This window comes from Nonomuraea sp. NPDC003201 (genome assembly GCF_053590415.1).
Window position 1 is genome coordinate 1 of the sequence record NZ_JBSFTC010000130.1, and the last position, 22,538, is coordinate 22,538.

18 protein-coding genes are annotated in these 22,538 nt (G+C 72.4%); 4 read left to right on the forward strand and 14 right to left on the reverse strand.

All coding sequences use genetic code 11. From position 1 onward, the window contains the following. Positions 1-231: 231 nt before the first annotated feature. From ACWDX9_RS34570 to ACWDX9_RS34605, 8 genes are all read right to left on the reverse strand, one after another. Positions 232-1,740, reverse strand: a complete 1,509-nt coding sequence (locus ACWDX9_RS34570) for a DHA2 family efflux MFS transporter permease subunit (protein ID WP_449961432.1) — start codon at positions 1,738-1,740, stop codon at positions 232-234. A gap of 91 nt (positions 1,741-1,831) precedes the next feature. After that, positions 1,832-4,675, reverse strand: coding sequence for a BTAD domain-containing putative transcriptional regulator (locus tag ACWDX9_RS34575; RefSeq protein WP_449961435.1), 2,844 nt, complete (start codon positions 4,673-4,675; stop codon positions 1,832-1,834). A 7-nt stretch (positions 4,676-4,682) separates the two neighbouring features. After that, on the reverse strand, positions 4,683-5,429 hold the full coding sequence (locus ACWDX9_RS34580; protein ID WP_449961437.1) for an isocitrate lyase/PEP mutase family protein: 747 nt from the start codon (positions 5,427-5,429) through the stop codon (positions 4,683-4,685). Then, entirely contained in the window at positions 5,426-6,217 is a 792-nt protein-coding gene (locus tag ACWDX9_RS34585) for a cytochrome P450 (protein WP_449961439.1), read from the reverse strand. The genes ACWDX9_RS34580 and ACWDX9_RS34585 overlap by 4 nt, the downstream gene beginning before the upstream one ends. A 51-nt stretch (positions 6,218-6,268) precedes the next feature. Then, complete coding sequence (locus ACWDX9_RS34590) at positions 6,269-6,940, reverse strand: DUF998 domain-containing protein (RefSeq protein ID WP_449961441.1); 672 nt, start codon at positions 6,938-6,940, stop codon at positions 6,269-6,271. Beyond that, entirely contained in the window at positions 6,937-8,154 is a 1,218-nt protein-coding gene (locus ACWDX9_RS34595) for a glycosyltransferase (RefSeq protein ID WP_449961443.1), read from the reverse strand. The genes ACWDX9_RS34590 and ACWDX9_RS34595 overlap by 4 nt, the downstream gene beginning before the upstream one ends. Before the next feature lie 16 nt (positions 8,155-8,170). Then, positions 8,171-9,004, reverse strand: coding sequence for a DMT family transporter (locus ACWDX9_RS34600; RefSeq protein ID WP_449961445.1), 834 nt, complete (start codon positions 9,002-9,004; stop codon positions 8,171-8,173). A gap of 36 nt (positions 9,005-9,040) precedes the next feature. Continuing rightward, entirely contained in the window at positions 9,041-9,658 is a 618-nt protein-coding gene (locus ACWDX9_RS34605; protein WP_449961447.1) for a DedA family protein, read from the reverse strand. Positions 9,659-10,048: 390 nt separating this feature from the next. On the opposite strand from ACWDX9_RS34605, the gene ACWDX9_RS34610 reads away from it, so the two are divergent. Both ACWDX9_RS34610 and ACWDX9_RS34615 read left to right on the forward strand, forming a co-directional pair. Continuing rightward, positions 10,049-11,248, forward strand: coding sequence for a sensor histidine kinase (locus ACWDX9_RS34610; protein ID WP_449961449.1), 1,200 nt, complete (start codon positions 10,049-10,051; stop codon positions 11,246-11,248). Next, a complete protein-coding gene (locus ACWDX9_RS34615) occupies positions 11,241-12,182 on the forward strand; it encodes a hypothetical protein (RefSeq protein WP_449961452.1) in 942 nt (313 codons plus the stop codon). The genes ACWDX9_RS34610 and ACWDX9_RS34615 overlap by 8 nt, the downstream gene beginning before the upstream one ends. On the opposite strand, the gene ACWDX9_RS34620 is transcribed toward ACWDX9_RS34615, so the two are convergent. From ACWDX9_RS34620 to ACWDX9_RS34630, 3 genes are all read right to left on the reverse strand, one after another. Continuing rightward, a complete protein-coding gene (locus tag ACWDX9_RS34620; RefSeq protein WP_350738909.1) occupies positions 12,090-12,731 on the reverse strand; it encodes a VC0807 family protein in 642 nt (213 codons plus the stop codon). The genes ACWDX9_RS34615 and ACWDX9_RS34620 overlap by 93 nt on opposite strands. Before the next feature lie 214 nt (positions 12,732-12,945). Further along, the gene (gene leuE / locus ACWDX9_RS34625; RefSeq protein ID WP_449961455.1) at positions 12,946-13,593 is read right to left on the reverse strand and encodes a leucine efflux protein LeuE; all 648 of its coding nucleotides are present in this window, start codon (positions 13,591-13,593) and stop codon (positions 12,946-12,948) included. Positions 13,594-13,627: 34 nt separating this feature from the next. After that, the gene (locus ACWDX9_RS34630) at positions 13,628-14,248 is read right to left on the reverse strand and encodes a serine hydrolase (RefSeq protein WP_449961457.1); all 621 of its coding nucleotides are present in this window, start codon (positions 14,246-14,248) and stop codon (positions 13,628-13,630) included. Positions 14,249-14,688: 440 nt separating this feature from the next. Here ACWDX9_RS34630 and ACWDX9_RS34635 point away from each other — a divergent pair, with 440 nt between their 5' ends. Together ACWDX9_RS34635 and ACWDX9_RS34640 are read left to right on the forward strand one after the other, a co-directional pair. Further along, positions 14,689-16,080 (forward strand): cellulase family glycosylhydrolase, encoded by a 1,392-nt coding sequence (locus tag ACWDX9_RS34635; RefSeq protein WP_449961460.1) that lies wholly within the window; start codon positions 14,689-14,691, stop codon positions 16,078-16,080. An 85-nt stretch (positions 16,081-16,165) separates the two neighbouring features. Then, positions 16,166-19,273, forward strand: coding sequence for an ATP-binding protein (locus ACWDX9_RS34640; protein ID WP_449961462.1), 3,108 nt, complete (start codon positions 16,166-16,168; stop codon positions 19,271-19,273). Here the strand turns inward: ACWDX9_RS34640 and ACWDX9_RS34645 are convergent. Genes ACWDX9_RS34645 through ACWDX9_RS34655 form a run of 3 tightly spaced genes read right to left on the reverse strand, consistent with a single transcriptional unit; the run spans position 19,246 to position 22,498 of the window. Then, positions 19,246-20,832: a CocE/NonD family hydrolase gene (locus tag ACWDX9_RS34645; RefSeq protein ID WP_449961463.1), complete on the reverse strand. Its 1,587-nt coding sequence runs from the start codon at positions 20,830-20,832 to the stop codon at positions 19,246-19,248. The genes ACWDX9_RS34640 and ACWDX9_RS34645 overlap by 28 nt on opposite strands. Continuing rightward, positions 20,829-21,590 carry an ABC transporter permease gene (locus ACWDX9_RS34650; RefSeq protein ID WP_364250522.1) on the reverse strand — a complete coding sequence of 254 codons (762 nt, stop codon included), beginning with the start codon at positions 21,588-21,590 and terminating at the stop codon, positions 20,829-20,831. Before ACWDX9_RS34650 ends, ACWDX9_RS34645 begins: the two co-directional genes overlap by 4 nt. After that, on the reverse strand, positions 21,587-22,498 hold the full coding sequence (locus tag ACWDX9_RS34655; protein ID WP_449961466.1) for an ATP-binding cassette domain-containing protein: 912 nt from the start codon (positions 22,496-22,498) through the stop codon (positions 21,587-21,589). The genes ACWDX9_RS34650 and ACWDX9_RS34655 overlap by 4 nt, the downstream gene beginning before the upstream one ends. Positions 22,499-22,538 lie beyond the last annotated feature (40 nt).

The window sequence follows — 22,538 nt, forward strand, 5'->3', positions numbered from 1 at the left end:
GGGGGGGGGGGGGGGGGGGGGGGGGGGGGCGGCCCCCCCCCCCCCCCCGCGGGGGGGGGGGGCCCCCCCCCCCCCAGGGCGCTGCCCGAGCTCCATCGCGCGTAGCGCGACTCACTGCGAGGACCGAGCAGTTGGGGGGTCGAAGGGGGGCTCTGCCCCCCTGGGAGGCGCTGCCCGAGCCGGTATCGCGCGTAGCGCCCCCCATTGTGAGGACCATGCTGGTTGCCGGTGTCAGGCGTGGGTCAGGACTTCCTCCGGGATGACCTTCGGTACGCCGCGCAGCCCGATCAGGGCCAGCACGGCCACAACGGCCAGGAGGGCGGCAGTGACCAGGGCGGTCACGTGCAGGCCCTCGATGAAGGCCGTCTGTGCTGCTCGCATGAGCTGACCCGCCTGCTCCGGCGGCAAGGTCGTGGCCGTGCTCACCGCGCCTGCGATCGACTCTCGTGCGGCGTCGGCGGAGGGGAGGCCGGTGGGGAGGTGCAGGTTGGTTTGGTAGGCGGTGTTCAGGACCGTGCCGAGGATGGCGATGCCCAGTGCGCCGCCCAGTTCGAAGGCCGTTTCCGAGACGGCGGCGGCCGCTCCCGCTCGCTCCCTGGGGGCCGTGGCGAGGACGTTGTCGTTGTTGACGGTGAAGGTGAAGCCGACTCCGAGGCCACCGATGATCATGACGGGGAGCAGGGCGAGGTAGTTCAGGGAGGGGCCGAGCGTGCTGTAGTAGAGGAACGCGCCGGCGTTCATGGCCAGGCCCAGCGCGACCACGCCGTTCCTGCCGATGCGGTGGATCAGTTTGGCGGCCATGATGCCGCCCACCGCGCCGCTGAGGCCGCCCGGCAGTTGTGCGAGGCCCGCCTGGAGCGGCGACCAGCCCAGGACGAGCTGCAGGTACCAGCCGAACATCAGCATCATGGCCGACATCGTGAAGATCGCCAGCAGGTTCGTGACGATGGACGCGCTGAACGCCCGCCGCCTGAAGAGCCGGACGTCGATCAGCGGCTCGGGCAGCCGCGTCTGGCGCCACACGAACAGGCCCAGCAGCAGGACCCCGGCCGCGCCCGCCACCAGCACGTCGGCGTGCTCCAGGCCCTTGTGCGCCGCCTCCTTGACCGCGTAGACGGCCGTCACCACGCCGGCGAACGAGAGGACGACGCTGATCAGGTCGGGCCGGCCCGCGTGCGGGTTGCGCGACTCGGGCAGCACCAGGATCCCGCCGGCCAGCACCAGCAGCATGATCGGTACGTTGATCAGGAAGACCGAGCCCCACCAGAAGTGGTCGAGCAGCAGGCCGCCCACGACCGGGCCGATGGCGAACCCGGCGGCGCTCATCCCGCTCCAGATGCCGATGGCGGCGGTGCGCTCGCCCGGGTCGGTGAACACGTTCCGGACGATCGACAGGGTGGACGGCATGATCGTCGCTCCGGCCACGCCGAGCAGGGCCCTGGCCGCGATCAGCAGCTCGGGGTTGGGCGCGTACGCCGTCACCACCGAGGCGGCCCCGAACGCGGCCGCGCCGATCAGCAGCAGGCGCTTGCGGCCGATGCGGTCGCCGAGGTTGCCCATGGTGACGAGGAGGCCGGCCAGCGCGAAGCCGTACATGTCGCCGATCCAGAGCAACTGGGTGGAGTTCGCGCCGAGGTCGGTCACCAGCCTGGGCAGGGCCAGGTGCAGGACCGTGAGGTCGAGCGAGAGCAGCAGGGTGGCCAGGCAGGCGATGGCCAGGCAGGACCATTTGTTCTTCATGCCGTCTACTGTCGGGAGCGCGGCTGACGGCCTGCCTACCGCTCGCTGACCGCCCCGCTGGCAGGCCCGGCCGGGGCGGCTCGTCGGCCGCTTAACTGGGAGGCTCGCTGGCAGGCCCGGCTGAGCGGGCGTTCACCTCGTCGAGGGCGGCGGTGATGCGGGCGCGGGTCTCCTCCGTGGTGTACCAGTCGCCCGGCACCTCGTCACGAGCCTGGACGAGCAGCGCGCGGGCCTCGTCCAGGTCACCCTGGAACAGCGCGACCTGGCCCAGCCCGAGGTGCGCCCACGCCATCGTCTCCGTCGAACCGTTCCTGCGCGACATCTCGGCGGCCCGCAGGTAGTCGGCCCGCGCGCCCGTCGCGTCGGCCAGGTTGAGCCGGGCGTCGCCCCGCCGGCACAGGGCCTCGGCGATCTCCGTCTCGGCGCCCAGCTCGGTGGCCACCGCCAGCGCCTCGTCGGCCAGCGCGATCGCGGTCGTGAAGTCGCCCTTCTCCTGGTAGAGAGCGCCGAGGCCGGACAGCGTCATCACCATGCCCCACCGCTCCCCGATGGCCTTGAACGCGGCCAGGCTCCGCTCGAAGTTGACCAGCGCCTCGGCGGCCCGGCCGGTCGACTGCAGCAGGAACGCCACACCGCCGTAGGACAGCGCCTCCTGCCAGGGCTCGAGCTCGTCGGCGCGGCTGGTGAGCGCGGTGTAGACCTCGTCGTACTCGCCGGGCGGCCCTGTGTAGGCCGAGAGCAGCATCGAGAGGAACTCCACCCGCATCGGCAGGTTGTACGCCGGCAGCAGCTGCCGCGCCTCCGCGAGCCGCGCGCGCAGCTCCTCGTCGATGCCGCCGGTCCAGGCCCTGATGAGCACGCACATGACGTACTCCTCCTCCATGCCCGGCGGATGCCGGAAGCCGAGCGCGGTCATGAGGTCGGCGGCCAGGTGGGCGCTGGTGACGCGGTTGCCGCGCATCCACCAGTAGCAGCCGCAGTGGGCCAGCAGCCGCAACCCCAGCTCCGGCCGCCCGGACGCGGTCGCCCAGCGGATCGCCGCGTCGACCTCGTCGCTCTCCTCGTCGAGCCGGACCAGCCACTCCAGCTGCTCACCGGTGCGCAGCAACGGGTCGGCCGTCATGACCAGGTCGAGGCAGTAGCGGGCGTGCGCCTCGGAGATCGGCTCGGCCTCGCCCGACTCCGCCAGCCGTTCCGCGCAGAACACCCTGATCGTCTCCAGCATCCGGAAACGGCCGCCCACGAACTCCACCAGCGACTTCTCCGCCAGCGAGAAGAGCACGTCCTCGGGCAGCCCGCACACCTGCTCGGCCGCCTCCGGCCGGGCGCCGCCGACGAACACGCTCAGCCGCCTGGCCAGCCGCTGCTCGCTCTCGTCCAGCAGGTCCCAGCTCCACGCGACGACCGCGTGCAGCGTCTGGTGCCGGGGCAGCGCCGTACGGCTGCCCCTGGTCAGCAGCCTGAACCGGTCGTCGAGCCGGGCCGCCACGTCGGCCACCGACAGGGTGCGCAGCCGCGCCGCGGCCAGCTCGATGGCCAGCGGCAGCCCGTCGAGCGCCCGGCAGATGCGTACGACCGCCGCGGCGTTGCCCGCGTCCACGGCGAAGCCGGGCCGTACGGCGGCGGCGCGGTCGGCGAACAGCCGGACCGCCGGATAGTCCAGGGGGCTGCCGGCCTCGGGCGGCGGCAGCCGCAGCGGCGCCACGGGCAGGATCGACTCGCCGGTGATGCCGAGCGCCTCGCGCCCGGTCACCAGCACGCGCAGCTCGGGGCAGGAGGCCAGCAGCAGGTCGGCCAGGCCGGCGGTGGCCGCGACGACGTGTTCGCAGTTGTCCAGGACCAGGAGCAGCCTGCGGCCGGCCAGCGCGGTGACGAGCCTGGTGGCCGGGTCGACGGTGAGCCGGTCGGGGGTGGGCGGGGCGTCGCGGATGTCCAGGGCGGACAGGACGGCCCCCGGCACGCCGGCGTCCTCGGAGACCGGCGCGAGCTCCACGAAGCACACGTCGCCGGGCTCCTGGTCGGCCGCCTCGGTCGCCAGCCGCGTCTTGCCCGCGCCGCCGGGCCCGATCAGCGTGACGAGCCGGTTGGCTCGCAGCCTGGCGGCCACCTGCTCGATCTCCTCGGCCCTGCCGACGAAGCTGGTGAACTGGGCACGCAGGCCCTGCCGCCGCCGGGCCGCGGGGGCGGCGTCGGGAGCGAGGGCGCCGAGCGCCGGGTCGGCCCTGAGCACGGCCAGGTGGGCGGCGGCCAGCTCGGCTCCCGGCTCGACGCCGAGCTCCTCGTCCAGGATCTTCCTGGCCTCGTCGTAGACGGTCAGCGCCTCGGCCTGGCGGCCGCTGCCGTAGAGGGCACGCATGAGCAGGGCGCGCAGCCGCTCGCGCAGCGGGTGGGCGGCGGCGAGCTGGCTCAGCTCGGCGACCAGCTCGCGATGCCGGCCCAGGTCGAGGTCGGCCTGCACGCGGTCCTCGGTGGCGGCCAGCCGCAGCTCGGCCAGTGCCGCCGCGGCGGCCTCGGCGTGCGGGGCGTCGGACAGCGGCGCGCCCCGCCACAGCTCGAGCGCCTCGCGCAGGAGCGTGGCCGCCCGGCCGGGATCACCGCCGGCGAGGGCCTGCCTGCCCTGCTGCGTCAGCAGCTCGAACCTGCGCGCGTCCACGTCCTGAGGGTCGGCCACCAGCCGGTATCCCGCCGGATGGAACTCCACCAGGTCCCTGCCCAGCGCCCGCCGCAGCCTGGAGACCTGCGACTGCAGCGCGTTGGCCACGCCCTCGGGCGGTCTCGGGCCGTACATGCCGTCCACGAGCTGTTCGCCGCCGACGATGCGGCCGGCGTGCAGGGCGAGCAGCGTCAGCAGCGCGCGCACCCGGGGACCGCCGAGCGCGACCGGCTCGCCGTCCTCGTCCAGCGCGCTGGTGGGCCCGAGGATCTGGAAGCGCATGCCTCGATTATCGCGGTTGCGGCAGCAGCGCGGCGATCTCCGCGTAGGTCGGCAGCGGAGGGGCCTGCCTGCCCTGGGCCGCGGACACCGCCGCGAGCGCCCCGTGGAGCGCGGCCCGGTACAGCAGCGACCCGGTGCTGACCCTGGCCACGCCGGCCTCGGCGAGCCGGGGGAGCGTGGGGCCGTCCGGCTGGTAGAGGACGTTGAGGGGGAGCGGCGTGCTCGCGGCCACCTCGGCGATCTCGCGCAGATCGCTCATGCCGGGCACGAAGATCCCGTCGGCGTGGCCGTAGGCGGCCACCCGTTCGCGCGTGTCGCCGGTCTTCAGCCAGTACGTGTCCGTACGGGCGTTGACGAACACGCCGTGTCCCTTGGCCGCCTCGATGATCCGCTGGTGCAGCTCGATCGGGCGCAGCGTGCCATCCGGGCGGCCGTCCTCCAGGTTGATCCCCGCGACTCCGAGCGCGGCGAGGCCCGCGACCAGGTCGGACACCTCGGCGGGGTCGTCGCTGAAGCCGCCCTCGATGTCGACGGTGACCATGACGCCCAGGTCCTTGATCGATTCGGCCAGCTCGATGGTCTCCGCCCTGGTGGCGCCGGCCGCGTCCGGTCTGCCGTACGCGGCGGCCACGCCGAGGCTGGTCGTGCCGATCGCCGGGAAGCCCTCCCGGGCCAGGAGGGCGGCCGAGCCGTAGTCCCAGGCGTTCGGCAGCAGCAGGGGGTCGCCGGGGCGGTGCAGGTCGTGGAAGTTCATGAGCGGCTCGCGTCGAGAAGGGCTTCGAGCACGCCGGCGGCCAGCGCGAGCGCGTGGGCGGGCCCGGGGCAGGGGCGCACGCCGTGGCCGAAGGTCAGATGGGGGGTACGGCCGCGCGAGAGGTCGAACCGGTCGGGATCGGCGAACACGTCAGGGTCGCGGTTGGCCGACACCAGGTCGATGGTCACCTCGTCGCCGGTCCGCGTGTCGAGCCTGCGGGTGGCCTTGAGCGGCGGGTCCTGCCTGAGCGTCTCGTGCAGCAGCGCCTCGGGGTCGGCGCCGGGTCCGGCGTGCTCGAAGGCGCGCCCGGGGTCGTTCTCGAAGGCATGCCCGAGGGCGTTCTCGATGAGCGCCTCCGTGGCGGCGTGCCCCTGCAGCAGCAGGGTGATCTCGGGGATCGTGGCCTGGCCGAGCAGTTCGGCGACGGCGGCGTCGGCCTCCGGGCTCTCCTCGCCGGACAGGTAGCCGGTCGCGGCGGCGGCCACGGCGCCCGTGTCCTTCACCCCCAGCGCGGCGCCGAGCACGGCCGTGGGGACGCCTCGCCAGTCGCCGCCCCGCTCCAGCGTCATGGCTCTGGCGGCCGTTCTCAGCTCGGCGGGGTCAAGGGCGGCCAGCCGCTCCTCCAGCAGGCGGCGCCGCCCGGCGTGCGTCTCTCCGGTGCTGAACCTCGACACCTGGGCGCGGAGCCAGGCCAGCGTGCCCTCCTCGGCGTCCTGTCGTACGGGAGGCGGCACGTACCTCGGGTCGGCGAGCACCGCCTCAGCGGCTGAGTGGCGTGTGATGAGCATGGTTCCACGCTAGAACGGCGTCATTTCGTCGCGGGTCGAAGGGTGGGGGCATCAGGCCGCCAGGCGGTCTGTCCGCTCGGGGCGTTCGGGTTCGGCCGGGACGGCCTGGGTGCGCACGGCGGGCCGCTTCGCGACCGACACCAGCGCCATGGCGACGAGCAGCGCCATCTCGGCCAGCACCACGCCCCGCTCCAGCGGGCCGTAGTAGCCTGCGCCGCCGATCAGCGGCGAGGTGATCGAGGCCGGGTGGGCCGCCAGGTAGAAGGCCAGCATGGCCGCGGAGGTCACGCTCAGGGCCCGGACCGCGTTCCACAGGGGCGCCGCCTCCCGGCCCCTGGCCAGGCTCCAGCCGGCGACCGGCAGCGAGGTGAACACGACGGCCGCCGCCCACCGGTGGATCTCGCCGGTCAGCGAGCCCACCTGCGAGTTGCCGGGGTCCGTGGGGAAGATCGCGCTCATCATCAGCCCCGCCGCCCCCGCCAGCAGCAGCACCCTGGTGGCCGCGGTGCGCGCCGGGTCGCTCGCCGCCAGCCCGTACGCGAGACACAGGCACGCCCCCGCCAGTGCCAGCATCCCCACGAGGACGGGCACGAGCCCGCCGGAGACTAACGCATAGTCGCTGAGCAGCGGCTGCGTCGGCAGGGCGACCTGCGCGTACGCCAGGGCGCACACGGACACCACCGTGCCGGAGACAGCGCCCCAGGCGCTTTGGACTGGGGTCATCGGGCCACCTCATCGTAGATCTGCTCGAACCGGGCCAGCGACGACCGGTCGTCGTGGGTGAGCGCCAGCTCCCTGCTGGTCTTGCCGAGCCGGGCCCGCAGGTCGTCGTCGGTGAGAATGTTCGTCAGGTGCCTGGCCAGGGAGATCACGTCGCCCGGCTGGAACAGGTATCCGTTCTCGTCCACCAGGTGCGGCAGCGCCATCGCGTCGGCGGCCACCACGGGCAGCCCCATGGCCATGGCCTCCAGCGTGGCGATGCTCTGCAGCTCGGCGATGCCCGGCATGGCGAACACGTCGGCGGCGGCGAACGTCTGGGGCATGAGCTCGTCGGGCACGAAGCCCAGGAAGGAGACCCGCTCGCCGACGCCGATGCGGGCGGCCAGCCGCTCCAGCTCCGCCCGCTGGTTGCCGCGGCCGACGAACACCGCCTGGGCGTCGGTCCGGTTCAGCACGAGCGGCAGCGCGCGGACGATCTCGTCCAGGCGCTTCTCTTCGTCCAGGCGGCCGACGAACAGGATGGTGGGCCTGTCGGGCAGGTCGAACAGCTTGCGCGCCCACGCCTTGGGTTCGGAGCGCGGGTGGAACCTGGTCAGGTCGATCCCGCAGGAGACCGCCTCCACCTCGCGGCCGAAGCCCTGGTCGGCCAGCAGCTTGGCGGCCAGCGGGGTCGGCGTGGTGATGCGGTCGGCGCGGTTGAAGATCCGGCTGAAGTCGCGCCACGCGAGCCGGCCGGCCTTGACCCGCAGCCGCTCGGGGATGTGGCAGAACTGGAAGAGGTTGTCGGGCATGAAGTGGTTGGTGGCCACGATGGGGACGTCCGCGCGCCGGGCGGCGGCGATGGCGGCCCGGCCGACCACGAAGTGGCCCTGGGCGTGCAGCACGTCGGGCCGGATGCCGGCGATCAGCCGGTCGAGCCTGGCCGGCACCGTGAACCGCATCGTGGGGTGGACCGGTATCGGCGCGGAGCGCAGGCGGTGCACGATCACGTCGTCCACGACGTCGGCGGTGGGCGGGCCCACGTCCGACTGGCAGACCACGTGCACCTCGTTGCCGCGCGCGGCCAGGCCGGTGGCCAGGCGGTGGGTGAAGTAGGCGGCGCCGTTGACGTCCGGCGGGTAGGTGTCGGTCGAGATCAGGATCCGGCGCGGCCGCTCGGGGGCCGGGGTGGGGGCGGTCTCGGCGATCTGGGGGAGAGAACGCAGGGGCATGGCCATGGAAGTGACTCCGGTTTCACAAAGGGGTGGGGGAATGAGTCGGGGGATTGTTGCGGGACTCCAGCGGGCTGGTGCGGGCCAGCGCGACGGTCCCGGCGGCGGTCAGGAGCGCCGCCGCGACCGGCACGATGCCGGTCGGCACCGGCTCGCCGAGCAGCAGCGCGCCGAACGCCACCGCGGTGAGCGGGTCGGCGATCTGGAGCGAGGCGAACGAGACGCCGAAGTGCCCGACCGCGTAGGCCCGCTGGAGCATCACCAGCGCCAGCAGCAGGGGCACCGGCAGCGCCAGCACGTACCACCAGTTCCAGGTGCCGTCCAGCAGCACGCGCATGAGCGTGGCCGTCGCGCCGTAGAGCACGCCCGAGCTGGTCGCGAGCAGGGCGGCCCGGCCCGCCGGTGAGGCCGCCCGCGAGGCGGCCCACAGCAGGACCGCCGCGACTCCGGCCACGCCGAGCAGGGTGAGCACTCCGTCCGGGCCGAGGTAGGTGGGACCTTCCGAGTTGGGGACCAGCAGGACGAGCCCGACCAGCCCGGCCGCCACCACACCCGCGGCCGCCAGCTCCCTGGGGGAGGGCTTGCGGCCGTGCAGCGTGGCGGCGAGGGGCAGGGCGAACAGCAGGCTCGCCACGCCCATCGGCTGGACGACGGTCAGCGGCCCGAGCCCGAGCGCGACGATGTGCAGGCCACCACCCGTCAGAATGGACACGCCGCCGAGCAGCCAGCGCGGCTTCCGCAACAGGGCGAGCAGCCCAGGCTTGGCCGATCCGACCGCTTCGAACTGCTGGAGAGCGGCTCCGAGCGCGAAGAACAGCGAACCGACCAGGGCGATCGCCGCGGCCAGCACAGTCATGCGCACTCCTTTCAGACGGATAGTTGCCAGACAGGGTCAAACGGACGTGTCCGCGGGAAGACGTTCTGGGGAAGCCTGGATGGCGCGTCGCTTCCTGAGCCATCTCACGAGCTCGACGAGCGCGGTGATGGACACCGCGATGCCCAGGCCGAGGAGCAGGCCCTTGATCGGGTCGTTCTCGAAGGCCATGCCGCCGAAGAAGCCGATCAGGCCCGAGTACACCGCCCACGAGCTCGCCGCGATCGCGTCGAAGAACGTGAACGAGCGCAGCGGATGCCGTACGGCGCCCATGGTCAGCGTGGTCGCGGTGCGCCCGCCGGGGATGTACCTGGCCACCACGAGGACGAGGCCGCCCCGCTCGGCCAGCGTGTCGCGGGCCCAGACGAACGCCTTCTTGTCCCGCAGCCTGCCTGCCGACTTGTTGCCGATCAGGTAGGAGATGTGGTCACCGGCGAAGGCGCCCAGGGCCGCCGCCACGATGACCAGGGCCAGGTTCGTCTCGCCGGAGGCGGCGAACACCGCGGCGGTGATCACTGACGTCTCGGCCGGCACGATCGGGAAGAACCCGTCGAGCAGCGCGAGCCCGAACAGCGCCGCGTACAGCCAAGGTGATGACATCACCTGCTGGACCAGGTCGAGAATGGCATGCGACATGAGCGTTCACTCCGATCGTTAGGGCACCCACACAGCGTGTCTGCGTGGCACGGCCGGGGACATCGGGGATGCCCCGGGTCGAACGCGGACCCATCCCTTACGCGGATCAGGGCCGGTACCCCATGAAGGTAGAAACTCCGCAGGTCACGGCACATCGGACGATCGGCACGCACCGCCCCCTACTTTCGTCGGGGGCCCGGTTCCGACCTCCGGGTGACACCAACGATCAAACCGGTTTCCGCAGGCCGAAACAGGAGTGGAGGTAGGCGCTTTCGGGGTGGGGCTAGCTCTACCGCGGCAGTGGGCGCCGCCCTACCCTGACTTTCGTCAGGGTCGCCGGCTGACTTCCGGCGGCATCGGCGGGCGCGGGAGGCGGCTACCGTCGGTCCGGTGAGACGTCTTCGCCGGGAGAGCCGCCGCCAGGTGGTCTACGACCTGCTGCTCTGGGCCGTGCTCGGCATCTTCGTGGCGGCCATGGGCCCCGACCCGTTCGTGGATCCGGCCGCCTTCGCCATGGTGAGCCTGCCCAGGATCGGGCTGGCCACGGTCGCGGTGCTGGTGGGCCGCCGCTGGCCGCTGGCCGCGCTGGTGCTGCTGTTGCCGCTGGGGCCGTGGCAGTTCAGCGAGGGGTTCGCGACCGTGGACCTGAGCTGGCTGCTGCCCAGGCGCAACGTGAAGATCCTGCCGCTGCTGGCCAGCTCGCCGTTCATCATGTGGTACGCCTACCTCACCGGTCGGCGCCTGGCCGTGCTCTGGCCCGCGCCGCTGGCGTTCTGCCTGATCTCGGCCGTCGGCGTGGGCGTGGTGCTGGCCAAGGGCGGTGACCTCGCCCTGTGGGTGTCCATGGTGACCGCGCTGCTCGGCACGTACGTGGTGCCGTACCTGCTGGGGCTGCTCAGGCGCAGGCTGCTGCAGGGGCGCACGCAGGCGAGGCTGGCCGCCGAGGCGCAGGCGCGGCTGCGCGAGCGGGCCAGGATCGCGCGGCAGATGCACGACTCCCTCGGCCACGACCTGGCCCTGATCGCGGTGCGGGCGGCCGGGCTGGAGATGGCCCAGGGGCTGGCCGAGACGCAGGTCAGGGCGGCGGGGGAGCTGCGGCTGGCGGCGGCCGACGCCACGGACCGGCTGCGCCAGATCATCGGGCTGCTGCGCGAGGACTCCGACGCGGCGCCGCTGTCACCCGTGAACGAGGACGTGACCGAGCTGGTGCGGCGGGCCAGGGACTCCGGCATGCCGATCACCCTGGACCTGGCGCCGGGGCCGGTGCCCGACCTGGCGCACGCGGTGGTCCAGGAAGGGCTCACGAACGCCGCCAAGCACGCCCCCGGGGCCCCGGTCGGGGTACGGGTCTCGCCGGAGCGCGTCACCGTGCGCAGCGGCCGGCCGCGCGCCCGGCCCCTCGCGCTGTCCGGCGGGCTGGGGCTGGCGGGCCTGCGCGAGCGCGTCCGGCTGGCCGGAGGCACCTTGACCGCCGGCCTGGTCGGCGACGGCTTCGAGCTGGACGTGAGCATCCCCCGCACGGGGGAGCAGGATCCCCGCGACTCGGGAGGGCATCGAAGGCCCGCCGGGCGACGCTCGGAGCATGACTGAACGCAGACCGGGGATAGGCCGCGTCACCGCCGCGATCGTCGCGATCGCCGCGATGCTGCCGTACCTCACGCTGAAGACGCTCTGGCTGACGGGACACCCGGTCGGGGTCGCCGATCCGGCCTTCATGACCGACCCGGCGATGATCGGGCTCAACACGATGACGTTCGGCATGGAAGCGGCCGGGCTGGTGCTGGCGCTGGCGTTCACCATGCGGTGGGGACGGCGGCTGCCGGCCTGGCTCGTGCTGCTCCCGCTCTGGGTCGGCACGGGCCTGCTGGCCGTGGTGATCGTCACGGCGCCGATCATGGTGCTGACCGGGGGGCTGGCGGTCTTCGAGACCGGCGGGGCCATCGAGCCGTGGATCTACATGATGGTCTACGGCGGGTTCGTCGTGCAGGGTGTCGGCCTCATGACGGCCTTCGTGCTCTACTCGCGCGACCGGTGGCCGGGCGTCTTCACCACCCGGATCGATCACGCGTTCGCGAGCCCGACCCGGTCGTTCCAGACGGTCGTGGCCTGGGGTGCGCTGCTGGTGGCCGGGCCGATCGGCGCGGTCAAGCTCGCCGGGGGCCTTCAGGACCGCGTCGAGGGCCTGCTGGCCGTCGCCGGGGCCGTCGCGCTCGTGCTGATGGTCCGGCGGCGCGGGCGCGGCCCGTTCTGGGTCCCGCTGGTGGCGGCCTGGCTCGGCTCTGGCTCGCTGTTCGCCGGCGGGCTCTACGTGATGATCATCAGCTCCGTACGGGCGCCGCTCGGCGCGCCGGGTGCGGAGCTGACCGAGCTGTTCGGCATGCTGACGGGGCTGGTCATGGGGATGTGCGGGGCGTTCCTGCTGACCGAACGGTCAGGTGTGGGCGACGTTCAGCCGGCGGAGCACCCGCTTGAAGGCGAAGATGGAGAACGCGATCGCCAGCCCGCTGATCACGGCCACCGCTGACGTCCTCAGCACCATGAACCCGCCGAGCGACCCGGCCAGATATTCGTGGACGGCCAGGGCGATGCTGAGCGTCGAGTTCATGAGCAGCACGAACGCCCACAGCAGCGTGATCCTGGCGAAGAACCTGCGGACCCGCTCGTGCTTGAGCACCGCCGACGGCAGATGGATGTAGTCGAGCGTGAGCTTCTGCACGAGCGGCCGGTTGAGCCGGACGGAGGCGAGGAACGCGATGCTGATGCAGATCGTGCCCATCTCCGGCTGGATGAAGAACCACATCCACGTGCCGGTCCAGAACGCCACGAGAGCGCGGACCGTGATCGCGAACGCGGCCAGGAACATGGTGGCGGGCACCTTGACCCGCCTGATCAGCCGCCAGCCCACCCCGATGTAGACCCAGGCGACGGTGGCGATGAGCGCCCCCTTGAATCCCAGGACCATCATGGCCAGGTAGAACACCGCCAGCGGCGCCACGACGCCTTCGAGCAGCCTGGGGGCCGCCTGCCGGGCGAGTGCCGTCAGGCGTGGAAGGTGGACCGGGGGATGGTTCAAGGCTGCTCCGCAGATAGGCCGATGATCAGCGTCTACCCGGGCTTCGGGGGACAAGGCTTGCCAGATGGACCGCTCGCCGTAACCAGCGCGGCATCACCCGCGTCCCCGGGAAGCACGCCGGTGGCTTACCGTACCCGAGGAGAGGTGATGCGACTGCCTCTTTTGACGCGTTCCATCTGTTTCCACGAAAACAGCGAGGTCTTACGGCAGGCTTTCAACTGAGTGACGAAGTGGCGAGCTTCGCGCCGAATCCGAGGAACAGAGCGCCGACTCCGGTGGTCAGACCGGCGCTGAGCTTCCTGCGCCGGCTGAACTGGTTGGCCAGGAAGGTCCCGCCGAAGATCAGCGCCGTCAGGTAGAGGAAGCTGAACACCTGGATGATCGCGCCCAGGATGAGGAACGACAGCGCGGGGGTCGCGTAACCCGGGTCGACGAACTGGACGAAGAACGAGACGAAGAAGAGGATGGCCTTCGGGTTCAGCAGGCTGATCACCAGGGCCTTGCGGAACGGGCGCGGCTGGCGCTCCATCTTGACCTGCGGCTTCTCCTCCTCGGTCGCCATCCTCGATCGCCAGGCGCCCCTGATCATCTGGAAGCCGATCCACGCCAGGTAGCCGGCGCCGGCGTACTTGACGATCGTGAAGAGCAGCGGGTTGGAGCGGAGCAGGGACGCGGCGCCGGCGGCGGTCAGGAACATCAGCACGGTGTCGCCGATGAAGACGCCGGCCGCGGCCCGGTAGCCCTGGCGGACGCCGTTCTGGGCGGCGAAGCTGAGCACATAGAGCGAGTTCGGGCCGGGCAGCAGAATGATCAGCAAGGCGCCGATGACATAGGTCCAGAAATTGTTGATGCCGAAGAACATGCGTCTTACTCCAGGGGGAGGACCAAACCGCACATCACGATATCTCGCCTGGCGCGTACCATATCCCGCCGTATACCTGCCTGTAGCCGAGCGCCCGGTACGTGGCGTCCACCAGCGCCTGGCCGCGCGCGTTGATCCCGAGGCCGATGCCCTGCTTGTTCATCGAGTAGCCGAACGCCAGGCGTGCCGCCGGGTCGCAGAAGCCGACCGAGCCGCCCATGCCCACGTGTCCGAACGCGGTCGCCGACAGGAGCGCGCCCTCCTGGTCGGCGGGCGGCAGGTGGCGGTTGTCCGCCGCCTTCACGAAGCCGAGCGAGAACCGCGACGGCACCGCCAGCACGGCGTCGGTGCCCGCCGAGGCGGTGAGCGACATGTGGACCAGGTGCTCCCCGGTGACCAGGTCGCCGCCGCCCAGCGACAGCGGCCGGTACATCCCGGCCAGGCCCCGGGCGTTCGTGATCGCCCCGATGGCCCCGAACTCGGCCGCGTGCGCCGCCCGGCTGTCCGACTCGCCGGGCGTCATGTAGCCGCCCTCGTTCGCGAGCAGCAGCGCGGGCACCGAGGCCGGGTCCGTGAACGCCTTGACGTAGAAGGAGGGCGGCGTCGCGGGCGGGTCGGCGGGGATCGTCGGCTGCTCGCGCAGCACGGGCAGCACGGCCTGGTGGGCGAGCAGGTGCCGGACGAGCGTCCGGCCCTTGCCGTGGCCGCTACGCGCCCACCTCGCCGCGGCGGGCGAGGTTGCCCTCGAACTCCTCCGCGACCTGGAAGAACCGGGAGTCGCAAGTGCCCTGCACGCTCATTTCCCGAATCCATCACGAAAGCCGGACCCTGTAAACCTTCGGGCTTTACCGTCAATCCCTATGTGTTTACTATGGAATGCAGGTGGGCTCGCTGATGCGCTGGGGCTGGCGGCGCTGCTGTCCGTGGGTTCGCCGTTCGAGATGGGCGCGGTTCGCGTGGCTAGGGGTGGCCACGTGGACCGCGCCCTTTGACTGCTCGCGTCAATTTGGGTCTTGTCCTCCGGTGGAGGTCCGATCTACGCTCCCCATACTCGTTAGTAAGGTTTCCTAATGAACGAGTGAGGAGCTCACCCCCATGCATCGATCCGTGCGGCTCGCCGCCATCGCCGCGATCGTCGCCGCCTCCTTGCAAGCAGCCCCAGCGCAGGCCGCGACCACGTACGAGGCCGAGAACGCCACCGTCTCCCAAGGCGTGGTCGAGTCGAACCACGCCGGCTACAGCGGCACCGGGTTCGTCAACTACGACAACACCACCGGCTCGTACGTCGAGTTCGCCGTGGACGCCGCCACCGCCGGCCCCGCCACCCTCACCCTGAGGTACGCCAACGGCACGACCGTGAATCGTCCGATGGCCATCGCCGTGAACGGCACCGCCACCACCAGGGACTTCCCCGGCACCGGCGCCTGGACCACCTGGCAGGAGGCCACGGTCACCACCACGCTCAACGCCGGGACCAACACCGTCCGCGCCACCGCCACCACCGCCAACGGCGGCCCGAACCTCGACCGCCTGGTCCTCGGCACCCCCTCCGGCACCGGCACGCCCGTCCAGGCCAACGGGCAACTGCAGGTGTGCGGGGTCAAGCTGTGCAACGAGCACGGCAAGCAGATCCAGCTGCGCGGCATGAGCAGCCACGGCCTGCAGTGGTACTCCCAGTGCCTCAACACCGCCTCCCTGGACGCGCTGGCCAACGACTGGAAGGCCGACGTCCTGCGGATCTCCATGTACATCCAGGAGGACGGTTACGAGACCAACCCCCGGCTGTTCACCGACCGGGTGCACAACCTGATCGAGCAGGCCACCGCCCGCGGCATGTACGCCATCGTCGACTGGCACATGCTCGACCCGGGCGACCCCAACTACAACCTGTCGCGGGCCAAGACGTTCTTCACCGAGATCGCCCAGCGGCACAACGGCAAGAACAACCTGCTCTACGAGATCGCCAACGAGCCCAACGGCGTCTCCTGGTCCACCATCAGGAACTACGCCAACCAGCTCATCCCGGTGATCAGGCAGTACGACCCGGAGACCCCGATCCTGGTCGGCACCCGAGCCTGGTCGTCGCTGGGCGTCTCCGACGGGGCGACCGAGTCCGAGATCATCAGCAACCCGGTCAACGCCACCAACATCATGTACACGTTCCACTTCTACGCGGCCTCTCATGGCAGCGAATACCTCAACACGCTGTCCAGGGCCGCCGACCGGATCCCGATCTTCGTCACGGAGTTCGGCACCCAGACGGCCTCCGGGGACGGGTCGAACAACTTCACGCGGTCGCAGCAGTACCTCGATCTGCTGGCCCAGAAGAAGATCAGCTGGGTGAACTGGAACTACTCGGACGACTTCCGCTCGGGCGCCGTCTTCACCGAGGGCACCTGCCCGAACGGCACCTTCGCCGGCACCTCCCGCCTCAAGCCCGCCGGGGTCTGGGTCCGGGATCGCATCCGCACCCCTGACGACTTCTGACCCCTTCCGGTCCGGCCAGGGTCCTCCCCGGACCCTGGCCGGACCTTTCACCCGAAGGGCGGAGGGGCAGGGCAGGATGTGACATGTGCGGATTTGCATTCTCGGGCCGCTGGAGGTCGAGGGCGACGGGGGACCGATCGCGGTCGGTGGGTTCCGACTGCGGGCGCTCCTGGCCGTGCTGGCGCTCGAAGCCGGCCATACCGTCACGACCGAGCGGCTGATCGACGCCCTCTGGCCGGACGCCCCGCCCGCCAACGCGGCCAACGCGCTCCAGACGCTGGTCAGGCGGCTGCGGGTGGCGCTTCGCCCGTACGAGGTGGTGGAGAGCAGGCCGGGCGGTTACGCGCTGGCCGTGGCCCCCGACGACGTGGACGCCCTGCGGTTCAGGCGGACGGCCGCGAAAGGGGCCGGAAATGGGGCCGGAAATGGGGCCGGAACTGGAGACGGCCTGGAGCTCTGGCGGGGACCGGCGCTGGCCGATCTGACCTCCGTGCCGCTCCTGGCGAACGCGGCCGCCGCCCTGGAGCAGGACCGGCTCTCCGCCGTCGAGGCCCGCGCCGAGGCCGGGCTGGCGGCGGGCGCGCCGGTCGATCTGACGTCGGAGGTCGCCGCGCACCCGCTGCGTGAGCGGCTGGGCGCGCTGGCCATGCGGGCGCTCGCCGCGGAGGGGCGGCAGGCGGAGGCGCTGGAGCTGTTCGAGCGCACCCGCCGCACGCTCGCCGACGAGCTCGGCGTCGATCCCGGGCCCGAGCTGCGCGCCGCCCATCTGGCCGTCCTGTCGGGAGAAGTCCCGGCACGCCCGGCGCCCCCGATGGCCCAGGTCAGGCAGCGGGGCAACGTACGCACCCCGAGGACCAGCTTCATCGGCCGCGAGGCCGAGCTGGACCAGCTGGGCACCCTGCTCGGCCGGGCCAGGATCGTCACGCTCGTCGGCCCCGGCGGCGCGGGCAAGACCAGGCTGGCCACGGAGGTGGCGCTCCGGTCGGCCGAGGCGGTCTGGATGGTCGAGCTGGCCCCGGTCAGCGACCCGGCCGACGTCGCGGGCGCCGTGCTCGACGCGCTCGGCCTGCGTGACGACCGCCCGCCGTACCGGCTGCCCGCCGGAGGGAGCGGCCCGGTGGAGCAGGTGGCCGAGGCCCTCGCGGGCCGCTCCGCGCTGCTCGTCCTGGACAACTGCGAGCACCTCGTCGACGCCGCCGCCGAGCTGGCCGAGCGGCTGCTGACGGAGTGCCAGGACCTGAGGGTGCTGGCCACCAGCCGGGAGCCGCTCAACCTGCCGGGCGAGCACCTCGCTCCCGTCCCGCCGCTGGAGCCGCCGCCCGTGGGGGCGAGCGCCGAGCAGGCGGGGGCGTACCCGTCGGTCCGGCTGCTGCTCGACCGGGCCGGGGCCGCGCGGCCGGGGTTCGCCGTCGACGGCGGGAACGTGGCCTCCGTGGTGGCGCTCTGCCGCAGGCTGGACGGCATGCCGCTGGCCATCGAGCTGGCCGCGGCCCGGCTGCGCACCATGACGCCGAGGCAGCTCGCCGACCGCATCGACGACCGGTTCAAGCTGCTCACCGGCGGCAGCAGGACCGCGCTGCCGCGCCAGCAGACGCTCAGAGCGGTCGTGGAGTGGAGCTGGGAGCTCCTGGGCGAGCAGGAGCGGGTGCTGGCCAGGCGGCTGGGCGTGTTCGCGGGCGGCGCGACGCTGGAGGCCGTCGAGGCGGTCTGCGGGGGAGCGGCGGACGTGCTGGGCGCGCTGGCCGACAAGTCGCTGGTCCAGGTCTCGGCCGAGGGCCGCTACTCGATGCTGGAGACCATCCGCGCCTACGCGCTCGAACGGCTGGCGGAGGCGGACGAGGTCGGCGAGTACCGGCGGCGGCACGCGGCGTACCTGGTGGACCTGGCCGAACGGGCGGTGCCCGAGCTGCGGACGGCCGCGCAGATCGCCTGGATCGAGCGGCTGTCCCCCGAGCGCGACGACTTCGCCGCGGCGCTGCGGTACGTCATCGACGAGCGGGACGCCCGGTCGGCGCTGCGGCTGTGCGCGGCGCTGAACTGGTACTGGTGGATGACCGGCTACCGGAAGGAGAGCGCGACCTGGGCCGCGCAGGTGATGGAGCTGGTGGGCGACGATCCGCCTCCCGGTCTGGCCGAGGCGTACACGGCGTGCATGTTCGCGTACGGCGTGGACAAGTTCGGCACGATCGTCAACGACCGGCCCGCCATGCAGGCGCTGTCGGGGCTGATGGACCGGCTGATCGAGCGGGCCGAGCGGGAGGGGCCGCTGCATCCGATGATCAGGCTCAGCAGGGCCGTCATGGCCGCCGCCGCGGGAGAGGACGACCGTGCCGCCGAGCTGATCGAGGCGTACATCGAAAGCGACGATCTCTGGTTGTCCAGCTCCGCCCTCATGGTCGGCGGTCGGATGCGCAGCGAGGAGCGGCTGGAGCGGTCGGTGGCCGGGTTCAGGCAGCTCGGGGACCGGTGGGGGCTGAGCGAGGCGCTGCTGGGCCTGGCCGAGGTGCGGGCCGCCAGGGGTGCGCCGGCGGACGACCTGATCGCCGAGACCTGGTCGCTGACCAGCCGCTGGGTCGGGTCGGACGAGGCGATCTCGACGCTGCTCAGGCTGGCGGAGCTGCGGCTGCGGACCGGCGACCTGGACGGCGCGCGCGAGGACCTGGACAGGGCCAGGGCCAGCATCGACGGGGAGACGACGGCGTACACGCGGCTGCTGCTCGGCCTGGCCGAGGCCGCGCACGCCTGCCACCTCGGCGACCTGGACCGGGGCCTGGAGATCTACCGCGGGCTGTTCCCCGTGCTCGCCGAGGCCCCGCCGATGGCGCAACTGGCCGCCGCGCTCAGGACCGCGTACGGCCGGGCGCTGGCCCGCGCCGGCGACCTGGCCGCCGCGCTCGAACAGCACCGCCTGGCCCTCGACGTGCTGGGCACGTCCAGCCCGGACCGGCCGCTGCAGTCGCAGGTGCTGGCCGGGTTCGCGCTGGCCGCGCAGGTCGAGGGCGACCAGGAGCGGGCGGCCGTGCTGTTCGGGGCGTCGGCGGCGATCGAGCCGTGCGACATCTCGCCCGACACCGTGGAGGGCGCGCGGACGGCCAGGGCCGCGCTCGGTGACGAGCACTACGACGAGTGCTTCGCCAAGGGCGCGGCCATGTCCAGGCAGGAGGTCTACGGGATGGTCGGCAGCACGACGTAGGAGGGGCCGTGCAGGGTGGTGGTGCCCTTGTCCAGGTTCCGCCCGAATCGGGGGAAGTTCGAGCCCGACACGTCGATCCTGATCCGGTGCCCGGGCAGGAAGGCGTTCGAGATCGCGCCCAGCGGCACCGTCACCTCGCGCACCTCGCCGGGCACCAGGCCCGTCACCCTGGCGATGCCGTCGGTCAGCAGCTCGGCGCGCCCGTCGGGGTGGACGTCGATCAGCTTGGCCGTCACGTCGGCGCTCGTGGCGGTCGAGGAGACCCGCGCGACCAGTTCGACCGGGCCGCTCACCTCCACCCGCTCGGTGAGGGGCGCCGTCCGGTGGCGCAGGACGTCACCGCGTCCGTCGAGCGGCCGCTGGTCGAGCGGGCCGAACGCGGCGAACGTCATGACCGCCCCGCCGACCGTCGGCACCGGGTCGCCCGGGTCGCTGACGAACTCCGCCGACCCGCCCTCCCCGGGCGTCGTGCCGAGCCCGCCGTCGAAGCCCAGGTGGTACGGCACGGGCCTGGCCCGCCGGACGGGCCAGTCGTCCTCCTCGCGCCACGTGTCGTCGCCCATCACGAAGATCTTCACTTTCGCGCGGTCGCGCAGGGGCGCCCCGCGCAGCCAGTGGTCGAACCAGTCGAGGTGCACCCCGGTCCAGTCGATCGCCTCCTGGCTCGCCTGGTCGCCGTAGTCGCGCCCGCAGATGTCCCGCTCGTGCGTGAAGTGCGTCCACGGGCCCACGATCAGCCGGGACTCCCCGCCCAGCCGCTCGAAGTGCTCGATGGAGCCGTCGCGGAAGTAGTCGTACCAGCCGGTGCTGACCAGCGCGGGCACCTCGATGTCGCCGTGCCGGACGACGCCGCCCCTCCAGAGCGGGTCGAGGGGGTCGGGGGTGTCCATCCACGTCGAGTAGAAGGGCACCAGGTCGGCCAGCAGCGGCTGGTCGCTGAGCGGCAGCCGCTCCGACAGCTCCCTCAGGCGCTCGTCGAGCCCGTGGGGCAGGCCGATGGCCGCCAGGTACCTGCCCTTGTCCTCCTCCGTGGCCGTGCCGAGCGCGATCCGGCGGTCCAGCTCGTCCACGGCCAGCACCATCGCGCTGACGGTGAGGATGATGTTGAGGTTGGGGACGCCGCCCGGCTGGTAGACGCACTCGTACAGGCCGGCGGGGGAGACGTGCGGCGCGACGGCCTTCAGGCCCTCGGGGCGCTCCTGGGCCGCGAGGAGCTGGGTGATGGCCAGGTACGAGTCCCCATACATACCGACATTTCCGTCGGACCAGGGTGCGGTCGCCGCCCACCGGACCGCGTCGTATCCGTCGGCCGCCTCGCCGCCGATGAACCGGAACTCGCCCTGCGAGGCGCCGGTCCCGCGGACGTCCTGGATGGCGACCGCGTACCCGGCCGCCACCAGGCGGGGCACGTCGAGGTGGTACCCGGGACCCGTGGCGCCCCGGCCGTACGGGGTGCGCGACAGCAGCACGGGGAAGCGCCCGCCCTCGGCCGGCCGCCACAGCGTCGCCACCAGCTCGGCGCCGTCACGGGTGGTCATGGTCTCGGTGGTCTCGATCATCGGACTCTCCTGTTGTAAGCACGAAGGGCAAGGGGCGCGAAGAGGACGAGCAGGGCGGCGGTCCAGCCGAGCGTGATCCACACGTCGGAGGGGTGCAGGCCCCCGGTCAGCAGCCCGCGCAGGGCGCCGGCCAGATGGGAGACGGGGTTGACGCCCATCCACCAGCTCAGCCAGCCGGGCATGTCGGTGGCGGGGACGAAGGCGCTGCTGCCGAACGTGAGCGGCAGCAGCACGGCCGTCGCCATCCCCTGCATGGACGTGACGGACTTGGCCACCAGCCCGATCCAGGCCGAGCCCCAGCTCAGCGCCATGGCCAGCAGCAGCACCAGCCCGAGCCCGGCCAACGCGCTCAGCGGGCCGGTCGTGACGCGGAAACCGACGGCGTACCCGACGACCATGGACATCACGATGGTGATCAGCAGCGTGAGCAGGTCCGCCAGGATGCGGCCCGCCAGCGGCGCGGACCTGGCGATCGGCATGGTCCTGAACCGGTCGAACACGCCGTTGCCGATGTCGGTGGCCAGGTTCATGCCGGTGGTGATCGTCGACATCAGCGCCACCTGGACGAGCACGCCGGGCAGCATGTACGCCACCGCGCCCGCCCGGTCGCCGCCGGCCGCCCCGCCGAATAGGTACACGAAGATGACGATCATGAAAACGGGCTGGAAGAGCAGGCCGAAGAGCTGGCCGGGATGGTTCTTCAGGGGGATCAGGCTGCGCCAGGCGAGCGTGAGGCCCTGGGAGAGCGCGGTGGTCATCGGTGGTCTCCGGTCAGGGTGAGGAAGACGTCGTCGAGGGAGGGCAGGCGCAGAGCGTGCTCGGCGAGCACGATGCCCGCGTCGTCCAGGTCCCTCAGCAGGGCGGGCGGCGCCGAGAGGTCGTGCACCGGGACGCTGACCACGCCGTCGGCGGCCTTCGCGCCGAGGATGGTCTCGGCCTTCTCCAGGTCGGCGGCGCGCAGCGGCCGTACGTCGAGCCGGTGCCCGCCCGCCAGCGCCTTGAGCTCCGCGGGCGTGCCGGACGCCGCGACCCGGCCCCGGTCGATGACCAGCAGGTCGTCGGCGAGCTGGTCGGCCTCCTCCAGGTACTGCGTGGTCAGCAGCACGGTCACGCCGTCGGCGGTCAGCTCCCTGACCACGTCCCACAGCTCACCCCGGGCATGGGGGTCCAGGCCGGTGGTCGGCTCGTCGAGGAACAGGATCCGGGGGCGGCTCACCAGGCTGACGGCCAGGTCGAGGCGGCGGCGCATGCCGCCCGAGTAGCCGCTCGCCGCGCGGTCGGCCGCCTCCTCCAGGCCGAATCGGGCCAGCAGCTCCTTGGCCCTGCCCCTGGCCGCCGGTCGCGACAGGCCGAGCAGGCGGCCTATCAGCAGCAGGTTCTGGGTGCCGGTGAGCTTCTCGTCCACCGAGGCGTACTGGCCGGTCAGGCCGATCAGCTCGCGGACCTTCGCGGCCTGGCGGGTGACGTCGTACCCGCCGACCAGGGCGCGGCCCGCGTCGGGGCGGGCCAGGGTGGCCAGGACGCGCACCGCCGTGGTCTTGCCCGCGCCGTTCGGGCCCAGGACCCCGAGCACGGAGCCGGTCCGCGCCGCCAGGTCGACGCCGTCGAGCGCGCTCTTGTCGCCGTATCTCTTGACGAGCCCTTCGGCTTCGATCGCGTACTTCATGTCTCCGAGGGTGTCCGGGCCCGCTGGCATCCACCTGGCA

Excerpts from the sequence above, each read along its gene's own strand:
- ACWDX9_RS34570 (WP_449961432.1), bottom strand. The coding sequence starts at position 1,740 with ATGAAGAACAAATGGTCCTGCCTGGCCATCGCCTGCCTGGCCACCCTG.
- ACWDX9_RS34575 (WP_449961435.1), bottom strand. The coding sequence starts at position 4,675 with ATGCGCTTCCAGATCCTCGGGCCCACCAGCGCGCTGGACGAGGACGGC.
- ACWDX9_RS34580 (WP_449961437.1), bottom strand. The coding sequence starts at position 5,429 with ATGAACTTCCACGACCTGCACCGCCCCGGCGACCCCCTGCTGCTGCCG.
- ACWDX9_RS34585 (WP_449961439.1), bottom strand. The coding sequence starts at position 6,217 with ATGCTCATCACACGCCACTCAGCCGCTGAGGCGGTGCTCGCCGACCCG.
- ACWDX9_RS34590 (WP_449961441.1), bottom strand. The coding sequence starts at position 6,940 with ATGACCCCAGTCCAAAGCGCCTGGGGCGCTGTCTCCGGCACGGTGGTG.
- ACWDX9_RS34595 (WP_449961443.1), bottom strand. The coding sequence starts at position 8,154 with ATGGCCATGCCCCTGCGTTCTCTCCCCCAGATCGCCGAGACCGCCCCC.
- ACWDX9_RS34600 (WP_449961445.1), bottom strand. The coding sequence starts at position 9,004 with ATGACTGTGCTGGCCGCGGCGATCGCCCTGGTCGGTTCGCTGTTCTTC.
- ACWDX9_RS34605 (WP_449961447.1), bottom strand. The coding sequence starts at position 9,658 with ATGTCGCATGCCATTCTCGACCTGGTCCAGCAGGTGATGTCATCACCT.
- ACWDX9_RS34615 (WP_449961452.1), top strand. The coding sequence starts at position 11,241 with ATGACTGAACGCAGACCGGGGATAGGCCGCGTCACCGCCGCGATCGTC.
- leuE (WP_449961455.1), bottom strand. The coding sequence starts at position 13,593 with ATGTTCTTCGGCATCAACAATTTCTGGACCTATGTCATCGGCGCCTTG.
- ACWDX9_RS34635 (WP_449961460.1), top strand. The coding sequence starts at position 14,689 with ATGCATCGATCCGTGCGGCTCGCCGCCATCGCCGCGATCGTCGCCGCC.
- ACWDX9_RS34645 (WP_449961463.1), bottom strand. The coding sequence starts at position 20,832 with ATGATCGAGACCACCGAGACCATGACCACCCGTGACGGCGCCGAGCTG.
- ACWDX9_RS34650 (WP_364250522.1), bottom strand. The coding sequence starts at position 21,590 with ATGACCACCGCGCTCTCCCAGGGCCTCACGCTCGCCTGGCGCAGCCTG.
- ACWDX9_RS34655 (WP_449961466.1), bottom strand. The coding sequence starts at position 22,498 with ATGAAGTACGCGATCGAAGCCGAAGGGCTCGTCAAGAGATACGGCGAC.